The 15,840-nt window shown below is 57.0% G+C and carries 16 protein-coding genes; 11 read left to right on the top strand and 5 right to left on the bottom strand.

Annotated features, from left to right (window positions below; all coding sequences use genetic code 11):
* Positions 1 to 769 precede the first annotated feature (769 nt).
* The 6 genes from QP990_RS10515 (at position 770) to QP990_RS10490 (ending at position 6,552) form a co-directional block, all read left to right on the top strand.
* Positions 770 to 1,399 (top strand): C40 family peptidase, encoded by a 630-nt coding sequence (locus tag QP990_RS10515; protein WP_023021178.1) that lies wholly within the window; start codon positions 770 to 772, stop codon positions 1,397 to 1,399.
* Positions 1,400 to 1,512: 113 nt separating this feature from the next.
* Positions 1,513 to 2,556, top strand: a complete 1,044-nt coding sequence (locus QP990_RS10510) for a C40 family peptidase (RefSeq protein ID WP_200288858.1) — start codon at positions 1,513 to 1,515, stop codon at positions 2,554 to 2,556.
* Complete coding sequence (locus QP990_RS10505; protein WP_023021180.1) at positions 2,557 to 3,660, top strand: glycosyltransferase family 4 protein; 1,104 nt, start codon at positions 2,557 to 2,559, stop codon at positions 3,658 to 3,660.
* Positions 3,661 to 3,698: 38 nt separating this feature from the next.
* Entirely contained in the window at positions 3,699 to 4,631 is a 933-nt protein-coding gene (locus QP990_RS10500) for an ROK family protein (protein WP_239204393.1), read from the top strand.
* A gap of 23 nt (positions 4,632 to 4,654) precedes the next feature.
* Entirely contained in the window at positions 4,655 to 5,395 is a 741-nt protein-coding gene (locus QP990_RS10495) for a 1-acyl-sn-glycerol-3-phosphate acyltransferase (protein WP_023021182.1), read from the top strand.
* Positions 5,396 to 5,460: 65 nt separating this feature from the next.
* Positions 5,461 to 6,552 (top strand): hypothetical protein, encoded by a 1,092-nt coding sequence (locus QP990_RS10490; protein ID WP_023021183.1) that lies wholly within the window; start codon positions 5,461 to 5,463, stop codon positions 6,550 to 6,552.
* Here QP990_RS10490 and QP990_RS10485 read toward each other — a convergent pair.
* On the bottom strand, positions 6,458 to 7,639 hold the full coding sequence (locus QP990_RS10485; RefSeq protein WP_023021184.1) for a glycosyltransferase 87 family protein: 1,182 nt from the start codon (positions 7,637 to 7,639) through the stop codon (positions 6,458 to 6,460). The two genes, QP990_RS10490 and QP990_RS10485, sit on opposite strands and share 95 nt — an antisense overlap.
* Before the next feature lie 74 nt (positions 7,640 to 7,713).
* On the opposite strand from QP990_RS10485, the gene QP990_RS10480 reads away from it, so the two are divergent.
* The gene (locus QP990_RS10480) at positions 7,714 to 8,223 is read left to right on the top strand and encodes a polyadenylate-specific 3'-exoribonuclease AS (RefSeq protein WP_023021185.1); all 510 of its coding nucleotides are present in this window, start codon (positions 7,714 to 7,716) and stop codon (positions 8,221 to 8,223) included.
* Between the two features lie 44 nt (positions 8,224 to 8,267).
* Entirely contained in the window at positions 8,268 to 9,656 is a 1,389-nt protein-coding gene (locus QP990_RS10475) for a class II 3-deoxy-7-phosphoheptulonate synthase (RefSeq protein WP_023021186.1), read from the top strand.
* On the opposite strand, the gene QP990_RS10470 is transcribed toward QP990_RS10475, so the two are convergent.
* Positions 9,653 to 10,987: a protein kinase domain-containing protein gene (locus tag QP990_RS10470; protein WP_284799147.1), complete on the bottom strand. Its 1,335-nt coding sequence runs from the start codon at positions 10,985 to 10,987 to the stop codon at positions 9,653 to 9,655. The genes QP990_RS10475 and QP990_RS10470 overlap by 4 nt on opposite strands.
* Positions 10,988 to 10,997: 10 nt before the next feature.
* Between QP990_RS10470 and QP990_RS10465 the strand changes: the two genes are divergently transcribed.
* Entirely contained in the window at positions 10,998 to 11,402 is a 405-nt protein-coding gene (locus tag QP990_RS10465) for an Rv2175c family DNA-binding protein (protein ID WP_023021188.1), read from the top strand.
* On the opposite strand, the gene QP990_RS10460 is transcribed toward QP990_RS10465, so the two are convergent.
* From QP990_RS10460 to QP990_RS10450, 3 genes are read right to left on the bottom strand one after another with little or no spacing between them, the layout of a single operon-like run.
* Positions 11,371 to 12,861, bottom strand: coding sequence for an alpha-(1->6)-mannopyranosyltransferase A (locus tag QP990_RS10460; protein ID WP_284799146.1), 1,491 nt, complete (start codon positions 12,859 to 12,861; stop codon positions 11,371 to 11,373). The genes QP990_RS10465 and QP990_RS10460 overlap by 32 nt on opposite strands.
* Positions 12,862 to 12,870: 9 nt before the next feature.
* Positions 12,871 to 13,950 (bottom strand): polyprenyl synthetase family protein, encoded by a 1,080-nt coding sequence (locus tag QP990_RS10455; RefSeq protein WP_284799176.1) that lies wholly within the window; start codon positions 13,948 to 13,950, stop codon positions 12,871 to 12,873.
* A gap of 50 nt (positions 13,951 to 14,000) precedes the next feature.
* The gene (locus tag QP990_RS10450; RefSeq protein WP_023021191.1) at positions 14,001 to 14,555 is read right to left on the bottom strand and encodes a GNAT family N-acetyltransferase; all 555 of its coding nucleotides are present in this window, start codon (positions 14,553 to 14,555) and stop codon (positions 14,001 to 14,003) included.
* A gap of 231 nt (positions 14,556 to 14,786) precedes the next feature.
* On the opposite strand from QP990_RS10450, the gene QP990_RS10445 reads away from it, so the two are divergent.
* The gene (locus QP990_RS10445; protein ID WP_023021192.1) at positions 14,787 to 15,218 is read left to right on the top strand and encodes an SAV_6107 family HEPN domain-containing protein; all 432 of its coding nucleotides are present in this window, start codon (positions 14,787 to 14,789) and stop codon (positions 15,216 to 15,218) included.
* Between the two features lie 109 nt (positions 15,219 to 15,327).
* Positions 15,328 to 15,726 carry a DUF3040 domain-containing protein gene (locus QP990_RS10440; RefSeq protein ID WP_023021193.1) on the top strand — a complete coding sequence of 133 codons (399 nt, stop codon included), beginning with the start codon at positions 15,328 to 15,330 and terminating at the stop codon, positions 15,724 to 15,726.
* Positions 15,727 to 15,840 lie beyond the last annotated feature (114 nt).

Here is a 15,840-nt window from a genome sequence, read left to right as displayed (position 1 = left end):
TGTTTAGACGATAAACGCGTGAGAAGGCCATGGAGCGCCTCGGCGGGCGTTCATAGCCGGGCTTGTTTTTTCGTTTGGCGTTGTCCCTACGGGCAGTTAAACTTCGATGCTGCATTTTGTAGGGGCTTTCTCAAGTTCCTTGCAATAGCGCCCTATTTTCTAGTCTCGCGGTGACCTTCACTATTGGTTTCGGCTAAACATCTGTACGCGGCGAGAGGCCTATACTGCCCGGCTATGTAGGGAGGCGCGACTGCCGTGAAGGAGCTACCTTGCGGTGGAGTAGAAGGGGCCAATTTAAGGCTGAATAGGGCCACCAAAGGCGCTAGTGGCTAAAGTCACAAATTAGAACTTGCTTAATTGTTGAGTGTCAGCATTGTGAACATACGGCTTTGAGCGGTGTGGTCTGAGCTTTGATATTTATGCAGGTAGTAGGTTTATAAGTTCTGCTAGCGGTGAACTTATTTCGTTCTATGGGTGATAAGTCTCGTCTAGGTCAAGGGAAGGTAACGAACCGATAACAAAGCAAAATTGGGTAGTGCGAATGGACATCGGTTGTAATGATTTCGTAACCTATTCGAGACATTGAGTTACCGCCCGAAAGGTGCTCAATCTAAACAGAAGAATTACAGCGCCGCATCTGGCTCCTCCTACTGAGGGGCCGAGTGGAGGAATTCCTAAAGGAACGGATTTCCAACGAACGCTAGTCCCCCAGGGTCAGAGCTTCTCTTAGTAGAGAAGTAGGCGCGCAGGAAGATTTGGAGTTTTTCTCATGGCACAGCACCGTCGTCAGGGCATTAAGAACACCCGTCGAATCGCATCTACCGCAGCATTGGCTGCCACCGCAGCTGTCGTTGCGCCAGGCGTAGCACAGGCGGCAGAGGTCGTCGTACCTAATACTGACTACCGCTTCGAGGTAGCAGGTCTGGAAACCGTCCCGAACATTGACCAGGTCCCGAACATTGACCGCTACGTTCCGTCTTTGGGCCAGGTTTCTGACCAGCAGAACACCACCTATGCACCCGCCGGCCACAAGCAGGCAGCTCCGGCACAGCAGACCGTGGGTCAGAAGGCGCTGGCAGCAGCTCGCTCCGTTATCGGCTCCCCGTACGTTTACGGCGCTGCAGGCCCGAACGCCTTCGATTGCTCCGGCCTGACCAGCTGGGCATACGCTCAGGCTGGCAAGCCGATTCCGCGTACCTCTCAGGCACAGGCCTCCGCTGGTACTCCGGTACCGCTGGATCAGCTGCAGCCGGGTGACATCATCGCTTACTACGGTGGTGCATCCCACGTCGGCATCTACACCGGCCACGGCACCATCATTGACGCTTTGAACTCCGGTGTTCCGGTTCAGGAGCGCGACATGAACTACATGCCGATTCACTCCGCTGTCCGCTTCTAATAGGCAGCGGATAGAGCCCTTCCTTCCATGGGAGGGCTTTGTTGTGCATTAGGGGGTAAAACCCGCTATAGTTAATGCGATTTTTAAATTCCTCTTAGTCTAAGGGTCCTTACGTGTCTAAACGAGTACTTCCCGTAGCTGCAATCGTGGCAGCTCTTGCTGTGTCGTCGGTTTCTGGGATTTCGCAGGTAGTTGCGCAGGAAGCGGCGCCGCAACAGGAAAACGCCACGGAAGATATGGACGCGTTGGTGGAGCGCGTTGGCGAGGTTGCGCGCAAGGTTTCCGCCAAGAATGAAGAAGTAAAAGAGCTAGAAATCAAGCTCGAGGAAAAACAGGCGGAAGTCTCTGATTCTGAGAGCGCAGCCGCTGAGGCGCAAACTCGGGCGGATGAGGCGAAGGGTGACGTGACCGCGCAGCAGAGCCGCGTCGATGACCTCGCTCAGTCGCGCTACCGCGGCGATTCTCGCTCCGCTGTATCGGGAGCGCTGGCTGCAGAAAATCCTTCCGATGCAGTTGAGCGCATGGGTTACCTCGGCGCGCTTTCCCGCCAGGCGCAGCGCACCCTTGATGCAAAGGCGAGCGCCGCTTCGACGGCGGAGGGAGAAAAGCACAAGGCCACTGAAGCCGCTACTAAGGTACGCGAGGAAAAGAAGGCGCTAGAAGAGCAGCGCGAGAAGCTCCTCAAGGAAAAGGAGGAGCTGGAAAAGCAGCAAGAGGACATCGAGAAGCAGGTAGACGCCCTCGATGAGCAACAGCGTCAGGCCTGGGAAGGGCAGTTCGGCGGTACCGATAAGCCTGATATGGATTTGGGCGAGGTTGCTGATGGTGCCGCTTCCGCTGCTCTGTCGAAGCTGGGTGCACCTTATGGCTGGGGCGCTGCAGGCCCAGATCAATTTGATTGCTCTGGGCTGATGTTCTGGGCGTATCAGCAGATTGGCAAGTCGATTCCACGTACGTCGCAGGCTCAGATTGCTGGCGGCACCTCGGTACCGCTAGAGGACCTGCAGCCGGGCGATATTGTGGGTTATTATCCTGGTGTCACTCACGTGGGTATGTACATCGGTAATGGGCAGGTGGTCCATGCCTCTACCTATGGCGTGCCTGTTCAGGTGGTGCCGTTGAAGTCCATGCCGATTACCGGAACGGCGCGGTACTAAGTGGCCCGCGTTCTGCTGGTAACCAATGATTTCCCGCCCAAGATCGGCGGGATTCAGTCTTACCTCCGGGATTTTTTAGCAACCTTAGATCCGCGCGGCGTCGTGGTATTTGCCTCGACTCAGGAGTCGCCGGCGGAATTCGATGCCGCGGTGGACTATAAGGTTATCCGTTGGCCTCGCCGAGTGATGCTGCCGACGCCGGCCACGGTGCGCCGCATGCAGGAGATTATCCGCGCCGAGGGCATTGACATCGTGTGGTTCGGTGCAGCTGCGCCCCTTGCCTTGATGGGCAAGGCCGCTAAAGAGGCAGGAGCCACCCGTGTGGTTGCTACAACCCACGGACACGAGGTGGGGTGGTCGATGCTGCCCGTCGCCAGGCAGTGCCTGCGCCGCATTGGTGATCACGCCGACGTCATTACTTATATCTCTGAATACACCCTGCGTCGGTTGCGCCGAGCATTTGGGCCGAATCCGCGGTGGGAGCATTTGCCTTCCGGCGTGAGTGTAGAAGGACTTTTCCCGGCCACACCGGAGCAACGTGCAGCTGCAAAGGCTGAGTTCGGTGTCAGCGGGCCGACTATCGTGTGCATATCGCGGTTCGTACCCCGCAAAGGCCAGGATCAGCTCCTACGCGCCATGCCCTTAGTACGTGGAGAATTCCCCGATACGCAGCTACTTCTTATCGGGCGCGGGCGCTATCGCCGGGCCTTAGAGGAACTGGCGGATATCTACTGCCCGGATGCAGTGATTCAAGAAGCAGAGAGCATTGAGACTGCCTTGCACGCGGCGGATATCTTTGCCATGCCGGCGCGCACTCGCGGCGGCGGTCTGGATGTTGAGGGCCTAGGCATTGTCTACTTGGAGGCCCAAGCGTGCGGCCTGCCGGTTATTGCCGGAAACTCCGGCGGAGCACCGGAGACAATGACGGAGGATACCGGAGTCGTCGTCAATGGCTCATCGGTGCAGGAACTGGCAGAGGCAGTAAAGGCTCTTTTGGCTGATCCGCAGCGTAGGCTCAGCATGGGGCAAGCGGGGCGTCGCCATGTAGAAGCTCATTGGACCTGGCGGATTATGGGCCAGCGATTGCGTCGGCTGATGTCCTGATGTGACCCTAACCAGGTTGTCGGTATATTCTGTTATGCATGCTTAAGAACAACTCCGCCGATCTCACTATCGGCTTTGACGTCGGTGGCACCAACGTGCGCGGTGGAGTGATCACTCGGGAAGGGGAAATTCTCGCGAGCCGTACCGTTCCCACTTCTATGGACGTCGAGCAACTGGAAGCGGACATAGTGGGTATCGTCGAGGAACTGCGCGCTGAATATACAGTGGATGCGGTTGGCCTCGCATTGGCGGGATTTCTGGATCCTTCGTGCGAAGTAGTGCGCTTTGCCCCGCATCTTCCATGGCGGCAAGCCCACGTGCAGGAGTCGCTTTCGCGCAAGCTAGACATGCACGTGCGCTTGGAGCATGATGCAAATTCTGCTGCGTGGGGAGAATGGCGCTTTGGTGCTGGTCGTGGCGCGGAAGATTGGGTCTTTTTTGCAGTGGGAACCGGAATCGGCGCCACGCTGATGACGCATGACACCATTTACCGCGGTGCGTTCGGCACCGCACCAGAGTTTGGGCATATCGTGGTGTCTCCTAATGGGCGGCAGTGCTCGTGTGGCAAGCGTGGCTGTTTGGAGCGTTATGCCTCCGGGACTGCCTTGCCGGATACCTGCGCCGATCTGCGTGAACATTATGAGACTTCGTTGCCGGCGGAGCCTACAGGTAAAGAAATTACCCAGGCAGCGCGTAGGGGAGACCCGCTTGCTGTAGCGGTGATGGAAGACTTCAGCCGGTGGCTAGGTCAAGGCCTGTCCATTGTGGCCGATGTCCTCGATCCAGAGCTCATAGTGCTTGGCGGCGGCGTATCTCAAGACGCGGACTTGTACCTCGAAGGGGCCACCAAAGCCATGGGGCAAGATATTGTCGGGGCAGGGCATCGCCCCCTCGCACGTGTTGCCACCGCGGAATTGGGGTCTGCAGCGGGTATGATTGGCGTAGCCGATTTGGCCCGTAGCGGCCGTTAGAACGAACAAAGGACGACCTGGCGATGAAAAACAAGTGGTACTGGGCTTTTAAGTACATATTCTTCGGACCTGTCCTGCGCGTATGGAATCGCCCGTGGACCGAGGGAATTGAAAACATCCCAGCGGAAGGGCCCGCGATTTTGGTCTCGAATCACCAAGCTGTGATGGATTCTTTCTTCTTTCCTTTGGTATGCCCTCGCCAGATTACCTTTCCAGCTAAGTCGGAATATTTCACCACCCCTGGGTTCGTCGGTAGCTTGCAGAAGTGGTTTTTTACTTCGGTAGGCCAAGTCCCCATCGAGCGCGATAGTGAAGACGCTGGCGATGCCATTGTGCAAACCGCAGAAAGCATCTTGTCCCGCGGGGACCTTTTCGGTATTTACCCGGAAGGCACCCGTTCTCCGGATGGTCGCGTTTATAAGGGCCGCACCGGCATGGCGCGCATTGCGATGGAGACTAACCAACCGGTTTTCCCCATTGCGATGATCAACACGCGCAAAGCTAATCCCATTGGCTCGTGGATTCCTCGCCCCTTCAAGGTCGGCGTGCGGGTGGGCGACGCCATCTGGCCGCATGAGTGGGCCAAAGAGCGCGGTATGAATCCAAAAGAGCATGAGACGATCCGTGCCTTTACTGATTTTGTGATGCGCAATTTGGCCGAGATGAGCGATAAGCCTTATGTTGATGTGTACGCCTCCGATGTGAAGGCTTCACTCAAAGCTGGCCATGGTTACCCCGCCGGCGCAGAATACAAGGGGAGGTAATCACTATTCCCAAGGCCCGCTTAGCCTGGCCAGATACCGCTAAAGGCGTATCCATTATCGGCGTCGTGCTGCTGCACGTCACGCTGGTAGTTCCAGAAGGTGAGCTAACGTGGTTGGCTGCCCTAAACGTATGGCTGGACCCGCTCCGCCTACCCTTGTTCTTTCTCGTATCCGGCTATTTCTCTACCAAGATTTTTCGCTATTCTTTTAGCGAGCTATTTACTCGACGCCTGTGGTTTTTCCTCGTTCCCTATACGGTGTGGATGACCGTTGAACTATGGACCAAGCGCATCGAATATCACTGGGTTTTCGGTGATCCCTATCTCCAGGTTACTGAGCTACTGTATAACCTGCTTTTGGGGCACACGATGGCTTGGTTTATTCACTCGCTCATTTTGTTCAATATATTTTTGTGGGCCGTGCGCAAGCTGCCAGCGTGGGCGGGCATAGGACTAAGTTTTGCACCGCTGCTTTTTATAGCCTGGCAGGACCACTATTTTTTCATCGGCAAGGCAATTATGTTCTTGCCCATTTTCGTGGGGGCGGCCTATTTGCGTGGACCAATTACGCGGTTTGCCGACGCCGCCGAAGCACCCTTCAAGGGCAACTTCCACACAGGATCGCTATGGGTATATTGTGCGGCCATCATTAGCTACATCACGGGACTGTCCCTCCGCCAAACCTGGAATGCTATCGAAGGTGACGTAGCTGTGCAGTGGCCATTGCCAGGTGGGGACGTCCTCGGCCGGGGCGATTTAGATCTCTTGATTCGCTTTGCAGAGCAAACGCTCGAAACCCCAGCGGGCATCGTCGGTGCGGTCATCATCAGCCATATTCCGGCGCTTTCCACCTTCGTAAAATTTGTCGGCCGGCACACGTTGCCCATTTACTTGGCCCACCCCATCGGCATGACGGTGGGATTCGGGTTCTTCATGGCCCACCGTGACTACGCGGTGAGCCTGGCCGGCGCGTGGCCCATGGAAAATACCTGGTTCTGGATTGGCGCCTGCTTTTTCTACTCGGCAGCGGCCTCGGTGGCACTTTGGGCGCTGGGCAAGGTACCTATCCTTGGGTGGACGCTGGTTCCACCGCGGATTGATAAGCGCCGGCCCGTCGTAGAGCCAATGGTAGCGAACAAAGAACCAGCAGGGCAGTAACGATGGCGTAATCATTGCCCACGATGTGCTGCCACCAGGCCCAGCTTAGCTCTTGGTCATTGGCATGAGGCACGAGCCAGTGCCCGCGAGCCAGAAGCGCCAGCCACGTTAGTGCGGCAAGCCCCCAGTGGCGACGGGCCACCAGAAGCACTCCCGCCAAAACGAGCCAGGTAAAGTGGTGCGACCACGACACCGGCGAGCACAGCAGCGAAACTGATGCGGCCAGAAGCATGAGCACCGCTTGGTTCTCCTGTGAGAGACGCTCCATGGTAAACCAGACGAGGGCAATGACGAGGAGAACAGCTACGAGCCATAGCTTTTCGGCGTGTTCTGGGGCTAGGCGGCTGAAGAATCCGCGCAGAGATTGGTTGGAGCTATAGGCAAGGCCGCCAATGCGGTTGGAATCGCGCAACGTATCGCTCCAGTACTGGATGGAACTATGCGGATTGCAAGCAAAGGCAAGGAGACCCGCGGCTAGGAAGGCGCCTAGCGCGCTGAAAAATGCGCGCCATTCCCTGCGGACAAAGAACACGGCGAGGAATACTGCGGGGGTGAGCTTGATAGCCATTGCAATACCGGTCAGCACGCCGCGGCCACGGCTGGGGCTAAGCCAGAGGATATCCACCACCACTAGTGCGGTCAGCAAGATATTGACCTGCCCGAAGCTAAAGGTCTCCGTGATCGGCTCAGTAAGCATTGCGGCCAAAAGCGCCCAACCTGCCCAGCCAGGGCAGCGCAAAGCACGCAGAACGAGGGCTACGCAGCCCCAAAGCGCAGCAAAGGAAGCGATAGATATGAGGATGCTTGCGGCGGTGAGGGGAATCCAGCTCAATGGGACAAAAAGCAGCGCCGCAAACGGCGGGTAGGTAAAGGGGAGAGAGACATCGCGATTGCTGCCGACTAGGTAATCTTTGGCATATAAATCGCTGCCAAAGCCGGCACCGCCTTCGCGGTAAACGTCGAGGTCAATGTGGTAGTAGGTGGAGAAATGGCCGGAGAAAAGCTCCGGAATATCAATCAGCCACCAAAGGGCCACGAGGGCAGATAGGCACAAGGGAAATGCAGTAAACCACACAGACTTCTTCACGCCAGAAGTGTACAACTGTCTCTTTAAGGGGCCAATTTACCGCCCCGGATAAGGCGACGCTAGGCTTGGGAGACGTGCGCTACTTCTATGACACCGAATTTATCGAAGATGGACAGACCATTGAATTGGTCTCCATCGGCATCGTCGGTGAGAATGGCAGCGAGTACTACGCTGTGTCTACGGATTTTGATCCGGCAAAGGCCAATTCTTGGGTAAAAGACAATGTATTAGCCAAGTTGCCCAGCCCCCGGGATCCAGTGTGGAAACCTTTGGAGACCATCCGCACGGAGGTCTTTGAATTCCTGACCCAAAGTTCCACTCCGATAGAGCTGTGGGCGTGGGTGGGAGCCTACGATCACGTGGTATTGGCGCAGTTGTGGGGAGATATGGCCGGGCTGCCTAGGCGGATGCCGCGCTATACCCGCGAGCTCAAGCAGTACTGGGAGTTTGCAGGACGACCAAGCTTGCCCGCCGTGCCAAAGGGCAATCATGATGCGCTTGTCGACGCCCGCCATAACCTTGCCAAGTTCCGTGTCTGCGCCCAGGTGCTTCCGCTCTCTAAGGGCAATAGAATCAATATCTAGAATTTAACTAACGCGCTATAGGTCCTTAATGGTTAAATAGCAGTGTGAGTTGGACAGTAGATATTCCGCAAGGCGTTCTCCCGGACCTTCCACCATTGCCTGAGGGCATCGAGGAAGTCTTCCAAGACGTCATCAAGCGTGATGCAAAGCAGCAGCCAAGCTGGGATCCCTCCCAGGCCAATAACGTGCGCAAAATTCTCGAATCCGTGCCTCCTATCGTGGTTGCGCCCGAGATTGAAGCGCTCAAGAAGAAGCTGGCAGACGTTGCCCTAGGCAAGGCTTTTTTGCTGCAAGGCGGCGACTGTGCAGAAACGTTTGAGTCAAATACCGAGCCGCATATCCGCGGCAATGTGAAAACGCTGCTGCAGATGGCCGTGGTGTTGACCTATGGTGCCTCGGTTCCCGTGGTGAAACTGGGCCGCATCGCCGGCCAGTACGCCAAGCCGCGTTCCTCTGATACGGATTCTAACGGTCTGTTGAACTACCGCGGTGACATTGTCAATGGCGTGGAGCCAAGCGAGGAGGCGCGCCGTCACGACCCCGCCCGCATGATCCGCGCCTACGCAAACTCTTCGGCGGCAATGAACCTGGTACGTTCGCTAACCTCGTCTGGAACTGCGGATCTCTACCGCCTGCATGAGTGGAACCGTGAGTTCGTGCGTAAATCTCGCGCTGGTGCCCGCTACCAGGACCTAGCCCGTGAGATCGAAAACGGACTGAACTTTATGAATGCCTGCGGCGTGCACGATGACACCTTGCGCTCTGCCGATATCTACTGCTCGCACGAAGCATTGCTGAAGGACTACGAGCGCTCCATGCTGCGCTTGGGCTTGGATAATAACGGCGATACCAAGCTCTACGATCTTTCTGCGCACCAAGTATGGATTGGTGAGCGCACTCGAGGTATCGAGGATTTCCACGTGAATTTTGCGGCGATGATTGGCAACCCAGTGGGCATCAAGCTGGGGCCAGGGGTAACCCCAGAGCAGGCCGTGGAGTACGCAGAAAGGCTCGACCCGAACCGCGAACCTGGTCGCCTGACCATGATTTCGCGCATGGGCCACGATAAGGTCCGCAGCGTTCTACCTGCCATCGTGAAGGCAGTGGAAGACTCAGGCCACAAGGTGGTTTGGCAGTCCGATCCGATGCACGGCAATACCTTCACCGCATCCAACGGTTATAAGACTCGCCACTTTGACAAGATTGTGGACGAGGTTCAAGGATTCTTTGAGGTCCACCGTGAACTGGGCACCCATCCGGGTGGAGTGCACCTCGAGTTCACCGGTGAGGACGTCACTGAATGCCTGGGCGGTGCCGAGGACATCACCGACGTGGACCTGCCGGGCCGCTATGAGTCTGCCGTAGATCCGCGCTTGAATACACAGCAATCGCTAGAGCTGTCCTTCCTCATTGCGGAGATGCTGCGTAACTAAATCCACAGGTTCGGCGTCATGCCATAAAGCGAAGAACCGAACCACCACCCGCCGATCGCCACCGCGCCAACAGCAATCGCTACCACTAGTAGGAAAAGAACTAGTGAAAGCGGATTGCGGTTGGTCAGCGGACGCTCGGCGGGTTCTTCTTGTGCGCTGTGGATCGGTTGCTCAGGGACAGACGCCGGCACCGGTGGTGGCGCAGATGCAGCTGCCGGGGCAAACGGTTCGAGGGGGGACTCGGCCGTGGAATATGGCTGCGGTTGTGGCTGCGGCCCTGGAGCGGCCTCCGCCTGAGGCATATCCAGTTTTGTTTCAAAACTAAGGCGCTGCGGCGGGATGACTTCTGTCGGGCCACCGTCAAGATGCTCCGTTTCGTCCTGCGAGATGCTGCGAGTGGGCTCAAAGATCTCGGTGGCTCCTGTGCCAGAAAAATCCGTAGGAGCCTGTGCCGTGCGCGCTGCCGCAGCGTTCCTTGGCACGGGGATGGTCACGTCTGGGAGATCGAGCTCTCGGCAGACGTCATCGAGTGCCTCGAGAAACTCGCCGGCGTCGGAGAAGCGCTCACGGGGATCACGGGCGGTGGCGGTGGCCACGAGGGCGTCGACAAGCTTGGGCACACCAGAGATACGCGACGACGGCGCGGGGACGTCGGAATTTAAGCGGGCCGTGGCATGCGCCATGGGAGTATCGCCAGAGAAGGGAACGGTGCCGGTAAGCAGCTCGAAGAGGACGATACCGGCTGAATATACATCCGAGGCTGGGGTAATTTCCTCACCTGTTACTTGCTCTGGCGCAAGGTAGGACACGGTGCCCACAATCATGTTTGTTGTGGCTTCGGCATTGGTGGCGCGCACCAGCCCAAAATCGCCCACCTTTACTCGGTGGTGGGAGGTAATAAGCACATTATCGGGTTTGATGTCGCGGTGGATGAGCCCGGTGGAATGCACCTCCTCTAGGCCGCGGAGAACATTGCGCAGGGTAGAGGTGGCCGCCTGCACTGGGAAGGGGCCGCCTTCGGCCAGAAGCTCGCGCAGCGTACCGCCATCGATGAGTTCCATGATGAGGTAGATGGGCTCACCATCGGCCGAAAAATCGTGAATAGCCACGAGGTTGGGATGCTGCAAACGAGCCATGGCGCGGGCCTCGCGCGAAAAGCGCTTGATAAAGACTGGGTCATCGGAATAGCGCTCGTCCATGACCTTGGCCGCTACCGCTCGCCCAAGCCGCATGTCCACGCAACGATAGACGGTAGACATGCCACCGCGGGCAATGGGGCGATCGATGCGGTAACGGTTTTCCAGCACGTCACCAATTTCCAACCTAGTCATGCTTCCCAGTATGGCTGATCCTCTAGCCCGCGTTAAAGTAGAGAACGTGACTAATGCAGAAAAATCCCTAGATACCTTGCTCGCTAACGAAGAACTGCTCAGCATGCAGCAAGTAGCAGAAAAGCTAGACTTGCCCATTACGCGCGCCTATGACCTGCTGCAGGACCGAAAGTTCATCGCCTGGGATTCCCCAGAAGGAAAGCGGGTGCCGCTGGCCTTCTTCAATGATAAAGGTGTCATTGCCAAGCATGTGACCGCGGCGATTACCGTATTGACCGACGGCGGCTATAAGGACACCGAAATCTTCAAGCACCTCTTTACTGAGGATGATTCACTGCCGGGCCGCCCCATCGATGCCTTGCATGGTCACCTCGCCCGCGAGGTTATCCGGCGTGCTCAGGCTGCCGCTTTTTAGGCACGCCTTCAAATATCCACTGAATGGCAAACCATGCCACCACGATCATCCCGATGACCCAGAACCAGTTGTAGAGCTGGTGATTGCCATCGCCGGAGAAGGAGACGCCGATAAACAGGGCCACGCCGGAGGCGAATTTAATAAGCCATAATGGCGGCCGGAACGTGCCCATCAGGGTAAAGATGGAGGCGTAATACCACGGCAAGGTCACGGCATTGAAGACAAAGGCGACCTGGTAGGCGGCTGCGGTGCCCATGACAGCGTCACGGTCGTCCTTGCGGCATAGCCACCACACCGCCACCAGTCCGATGAGCATGCAGACCATTGCGATGCTGCGCAAGACAGCCAGGATGGCGTTATAGGAAGCATCCGGCATAAAGATTTGCACGGCGGGGAAGATTACATCAGTGGCTAGGGTTGGCCCCGCAAGCGGGTTGATCACCTTGGAATTGCCGCTTACCTGAGACAACCAGCCCCAAGACGTTCCCGAAATCCATGTGATGAGGGCTACCGCAGCGATGATTTCTACCAGCGCAGTTAGGCCAGAAAGCACAAAGACGAATAGCGACCGCCACTTGCTAGAGCCTTTGGGCGCGTAGTAGTGAAGCTTCATCCATACAATGAAAGGTGCCGCAATGACGGCAGTGGCCTTCATCGCCACTGCCGTGCCTACGAGGAGGAGGGCGGCGTGGAAATGCCTGTTCAAAGCTGCTAGCAGCCCGATAGATACGAGACCCACCATGAGAGATTCATTGTGCATGCCGCCGATGAGGTGCAAGATAATGACTGGGTTTGCCACGCCGAGCCACAAAGCTACCGCCGGATCAGCGCCGAGTTTCGAAGCGATGCGGGGGATAGACCAAGCGATGGTGATAAAACCTAATAGGGAAAGAACCTTATACGCGGCGACACCTGCGGTGACGTTGTCACCCACCAAGCCGGTGACCAATTCACCTATCCATAAATGAAGGGGGCCATAGGGCGTGGTGGTATTGCGCCAGTCCTGGGAAACCTCAAGAAGGAAGGGGCCTGGATTGACAGCAGCACCTTCGGTATAAGGATCGAAGCCGTCGCGGACCATTGCGCCCTGCATGAGATAGGAATACACATCGCGCGAAGCCAGGGGACCGGCAAATACAAGGGGAGTGACCCAGGCAAAGAGGATGCGCTGGATATCGCGTAAGCCGCCCTTGGGGCGAGGGTTAGTAAGCTGCGGGCGAATAATGGTGCGCCCAGCGAGTACCCAAGCCGCAGCTAAGAGGAAAATGCCCACCCAGTACAGCGCAAGACCGAGATTGCGCCCGTGACCATAAGACAAGAAGCCAATATTTAGCGCCTCAAGGAGCCCGCCGCGGTTCCGGGTAGCGCCGCCGGAGAATGAGGCAAACAGCAAAATACAGGATGCCGATAATCCCAGTGGTAGCGCGCGCGGAATGGGAAAGGAGTACGTCTTTGACACGGCAAAAACCTACTTGTGGCGAGCCGTGGCCTTGATTGCCAACTGCTCTAGGGTTTCGGTTACCGCGGGATCTACTCGTGCGGCGCGCAGGTGCTGCAAACCGGATTGCGTCAGTGATGCGATGCGGCGCTCAATCTCTTCCGGTGCGCCCGAATCAGCGATAATCTGCGCTAAGCGCGATAGCTCCTGGGGATCTGAGGTGTGACCGATGAGCTTGCGTAGGGTGGCCGCAGCCTGCGGGTCGGATTCATCCGCGCGACGAAGCGCTAGCGCCAAAAGCTCGGTGCGTTTTCCTTCGCGCAGATCATCACCGGCAGGTTTGCCGGTTACGGCGGGATCGCCAAAGACACCCAATTGATCGTCGCGCAACTGGTAGGCAATGCCGATATCTTGCCCGTAGCCGCGGAAGGCTGCGATAAGTTCTTCGCTAGCACCGGCAATCGAGGCGCCCAAGTGCAATGGGCGTTCAATGGTATAGGCGGCCGTTTTATAGCGGTTGACGGAATTGGCAAGCTCTACGGATTCGGAACCGGCCGCCTCCAAAGAGATATCTAAAAGTTGTCCGCCAATGACTTCAGTTCGCATGCCGCGCCACGGGCCGCGAGCTCGGTGTAAAGCTGCCGCACTAAGACCGGAGTCCTGGAACATGTCCTCCGCATACACCAGCGCTAGATCGCCGACCAAGATTGCTACGGACGTGCCAAAAAATTCTGGGTCCCCCAAGTATCCCGACTCGCGGTGCAGCTTTTCGACGCCTCGGTGCACCGTAGGATTGCCGCGCCGGGTATTTGAAGCATCGATAATGTCATCATGGATGAGCGCACATGCCTGGATAAATTCCAGGGAAGCGGCCGCACGGAGCATGGCCTCCGGGTCTTCTTCTCCGCGACCAGCAGCGAGGTATCCTGCCCAGGCATAGGTGGGGCGCACCCGCTTGCCGCCGTCAAGCACGAAGGATTCCAAAAAGCTCACGGCCTTAGTTACAGGGGCACCAATTGCGGCCACCTGCTCTCGGCGTTGATCAAGAAAGGCAGCGAGTTCTTCGCGTACCGCACCGGGAATGTCCGCCAGCTCAGGAATATTTTGCATAGTCACATCCCACACGATACCGCCTAGAGCACTTAAGAAATAACAGAGGTTTACAGCGGCAGCCTAGCGCCCAAGATGGCAAAAGGGCGGGCATCGGCGGGGTAGAGGTGATTGCGGAGGACATCGAAAAAACCGGCGGACCTATAGAGGCGGAAGGCACCGTTGTCCTCGTTTGGTACTTCAGGCGTGGACAATAGGGCATAACGCGCCGGGGCATTCCATAACAATCCCTCTAAGAGCTTTTTACCCAGGCCGTGTCCCTGGTATTGCGGCAATACGTGGATCTCCGCCAATTCGTAGTAGTTGCGTACGATGTCCCACTGCTCTTCAGTGGGACCGCCTTGCAAACGTAGCCCGCGACGAAGCTCAGCGTCCCACCAGCTATCCGGAGAACCTAGAAACCCATAGGACACCCCAACGATGCCGTCGTCCTGGGTGGCTATCTGCGCGCTGAATCCAGGGCGCGTCAAGTCACGTCGCCAGCTGGAGATGCGGCTGTGCACGATGGCGGGGTTGTAGTTCATTGCCTCGATATGGATTTCAACCAATTGAGGGGCCAGTAAGGAAAACTCCGGCGGGGTTAGGCGGCGAATTTCAAAGCTCACAGTATCTATGACACCAGAAGTCTGGCCCAGAGGCGGACAGTGGGGCGAACTCTGTCTTTCGGACGCGGTGTTAAAAAGTCGAACAATCGGCCTTATAGAACCTTGTGCGCAGGGTATACCCTTGTCTAATTCGAACAGGTGCACTATTCTTAAGGGTGAAATGTCCGGCGGCTTCCTTAGGGTCAATGGGCAAAACCAACGACGTTATTTATTTAGTTAAGGACAAAGGCAATGGCACAGATTATTTCGGCAACGCGTACCCGTTCTTATGGCCGGGCGGGCGGCAAGCGAGCGCGGTTCCTCTTTCAGGCTCGAGAATTATTGGATGCCGCACGCGGTTATGCGGCTGAAGGGCGGTTCGATCAAGCTTTAGAGGTGGCGTACCAATCGGCCCTTCGCACCGCGGGGGCGCGGGTAGCTGTATCGGCGGTGGCTCGACGTCGCCGCCTCCCCTCTAGCGCATGGGACCGGCTAGCGCTCGTAGGTGTGGAGGAAAAGCGGTGGGCTGAATCTTTTAAGGGCTATTCGCGTACCCGCGCTCGCGTAGCGTCGGGCTTGGATGAAGTCCCGGGCGGGGATTTTGTCTACGGTCTTATGCAGCGTGCTGCACAGTTCTTGGATGAAAGTGAGTTAGAGACTTCTTTTGGCTCTTTTGCTGCGTAGTCACTGCGTGGGGGCGCTCACTACCTTTTAGGGAGCATACTGATTATTCTGGGCGTTAGTATAAGTAGAACTATTGCCGCCCGAAGCCCAAACCCTAGTTGGAGGAACAGTGTCTCTTTCTGAACAGGAGCAGCGTACGCTCCGTGAAATTGAGGAATCGTTACTTGCTGATGATCCTAAGTTTGGCGCTTCCGTTTCTGAGCCTGCGTCGTTCGGTGGCTCTGGCGGCGCGGTAACCCTGCGTGGCGTAGCACTCGTTGTTGTCGGTCTATGCATGCTCATTGGCGGTGTTGCCCTCGCACAACAGAGCCTGTGGTTTATTGCGCTTTCCATTGCGGGCTTTTTAGTGATGTTTGCCGCTGGTGTGTGGATGCTGCGCGGTGATGGCTCCGGCTATTCGGTGGAGAAGCGTGATTCTGGTGTCCGTGCAAAGAAGTCTGCCGCCCGTAGGGGTGGAGTCAGCGATAAGCTGGAGGAAAACTTCCGCCGCCGTTTTGAGGGGCGTTAGCGCTTTTCATTTTCAAGCTCACCCCGGTCGACCCAGTTGAACTAGCCCCCAAAAGTTGGACTGGTTTAATTCTAGGTGGTTAGGGGTTCAAGGGCCTGATTCCGATAGTGCATC

Source organism: Corynebacterium sp. MSK071, assembly GCF_030232125.1.
GTDB classification, from domain to species: Bacteria; Actinomycetota; Actinomycetes; order Mycobacteriales; family Mycobacteriaceae; genus Corynebacterium; species Corynebacterium kefirresidentii.
Note: the sequence above shows the minus strand (reverse complement) of the source record. Positions and strands in the feature narration are given on the sequence as shown.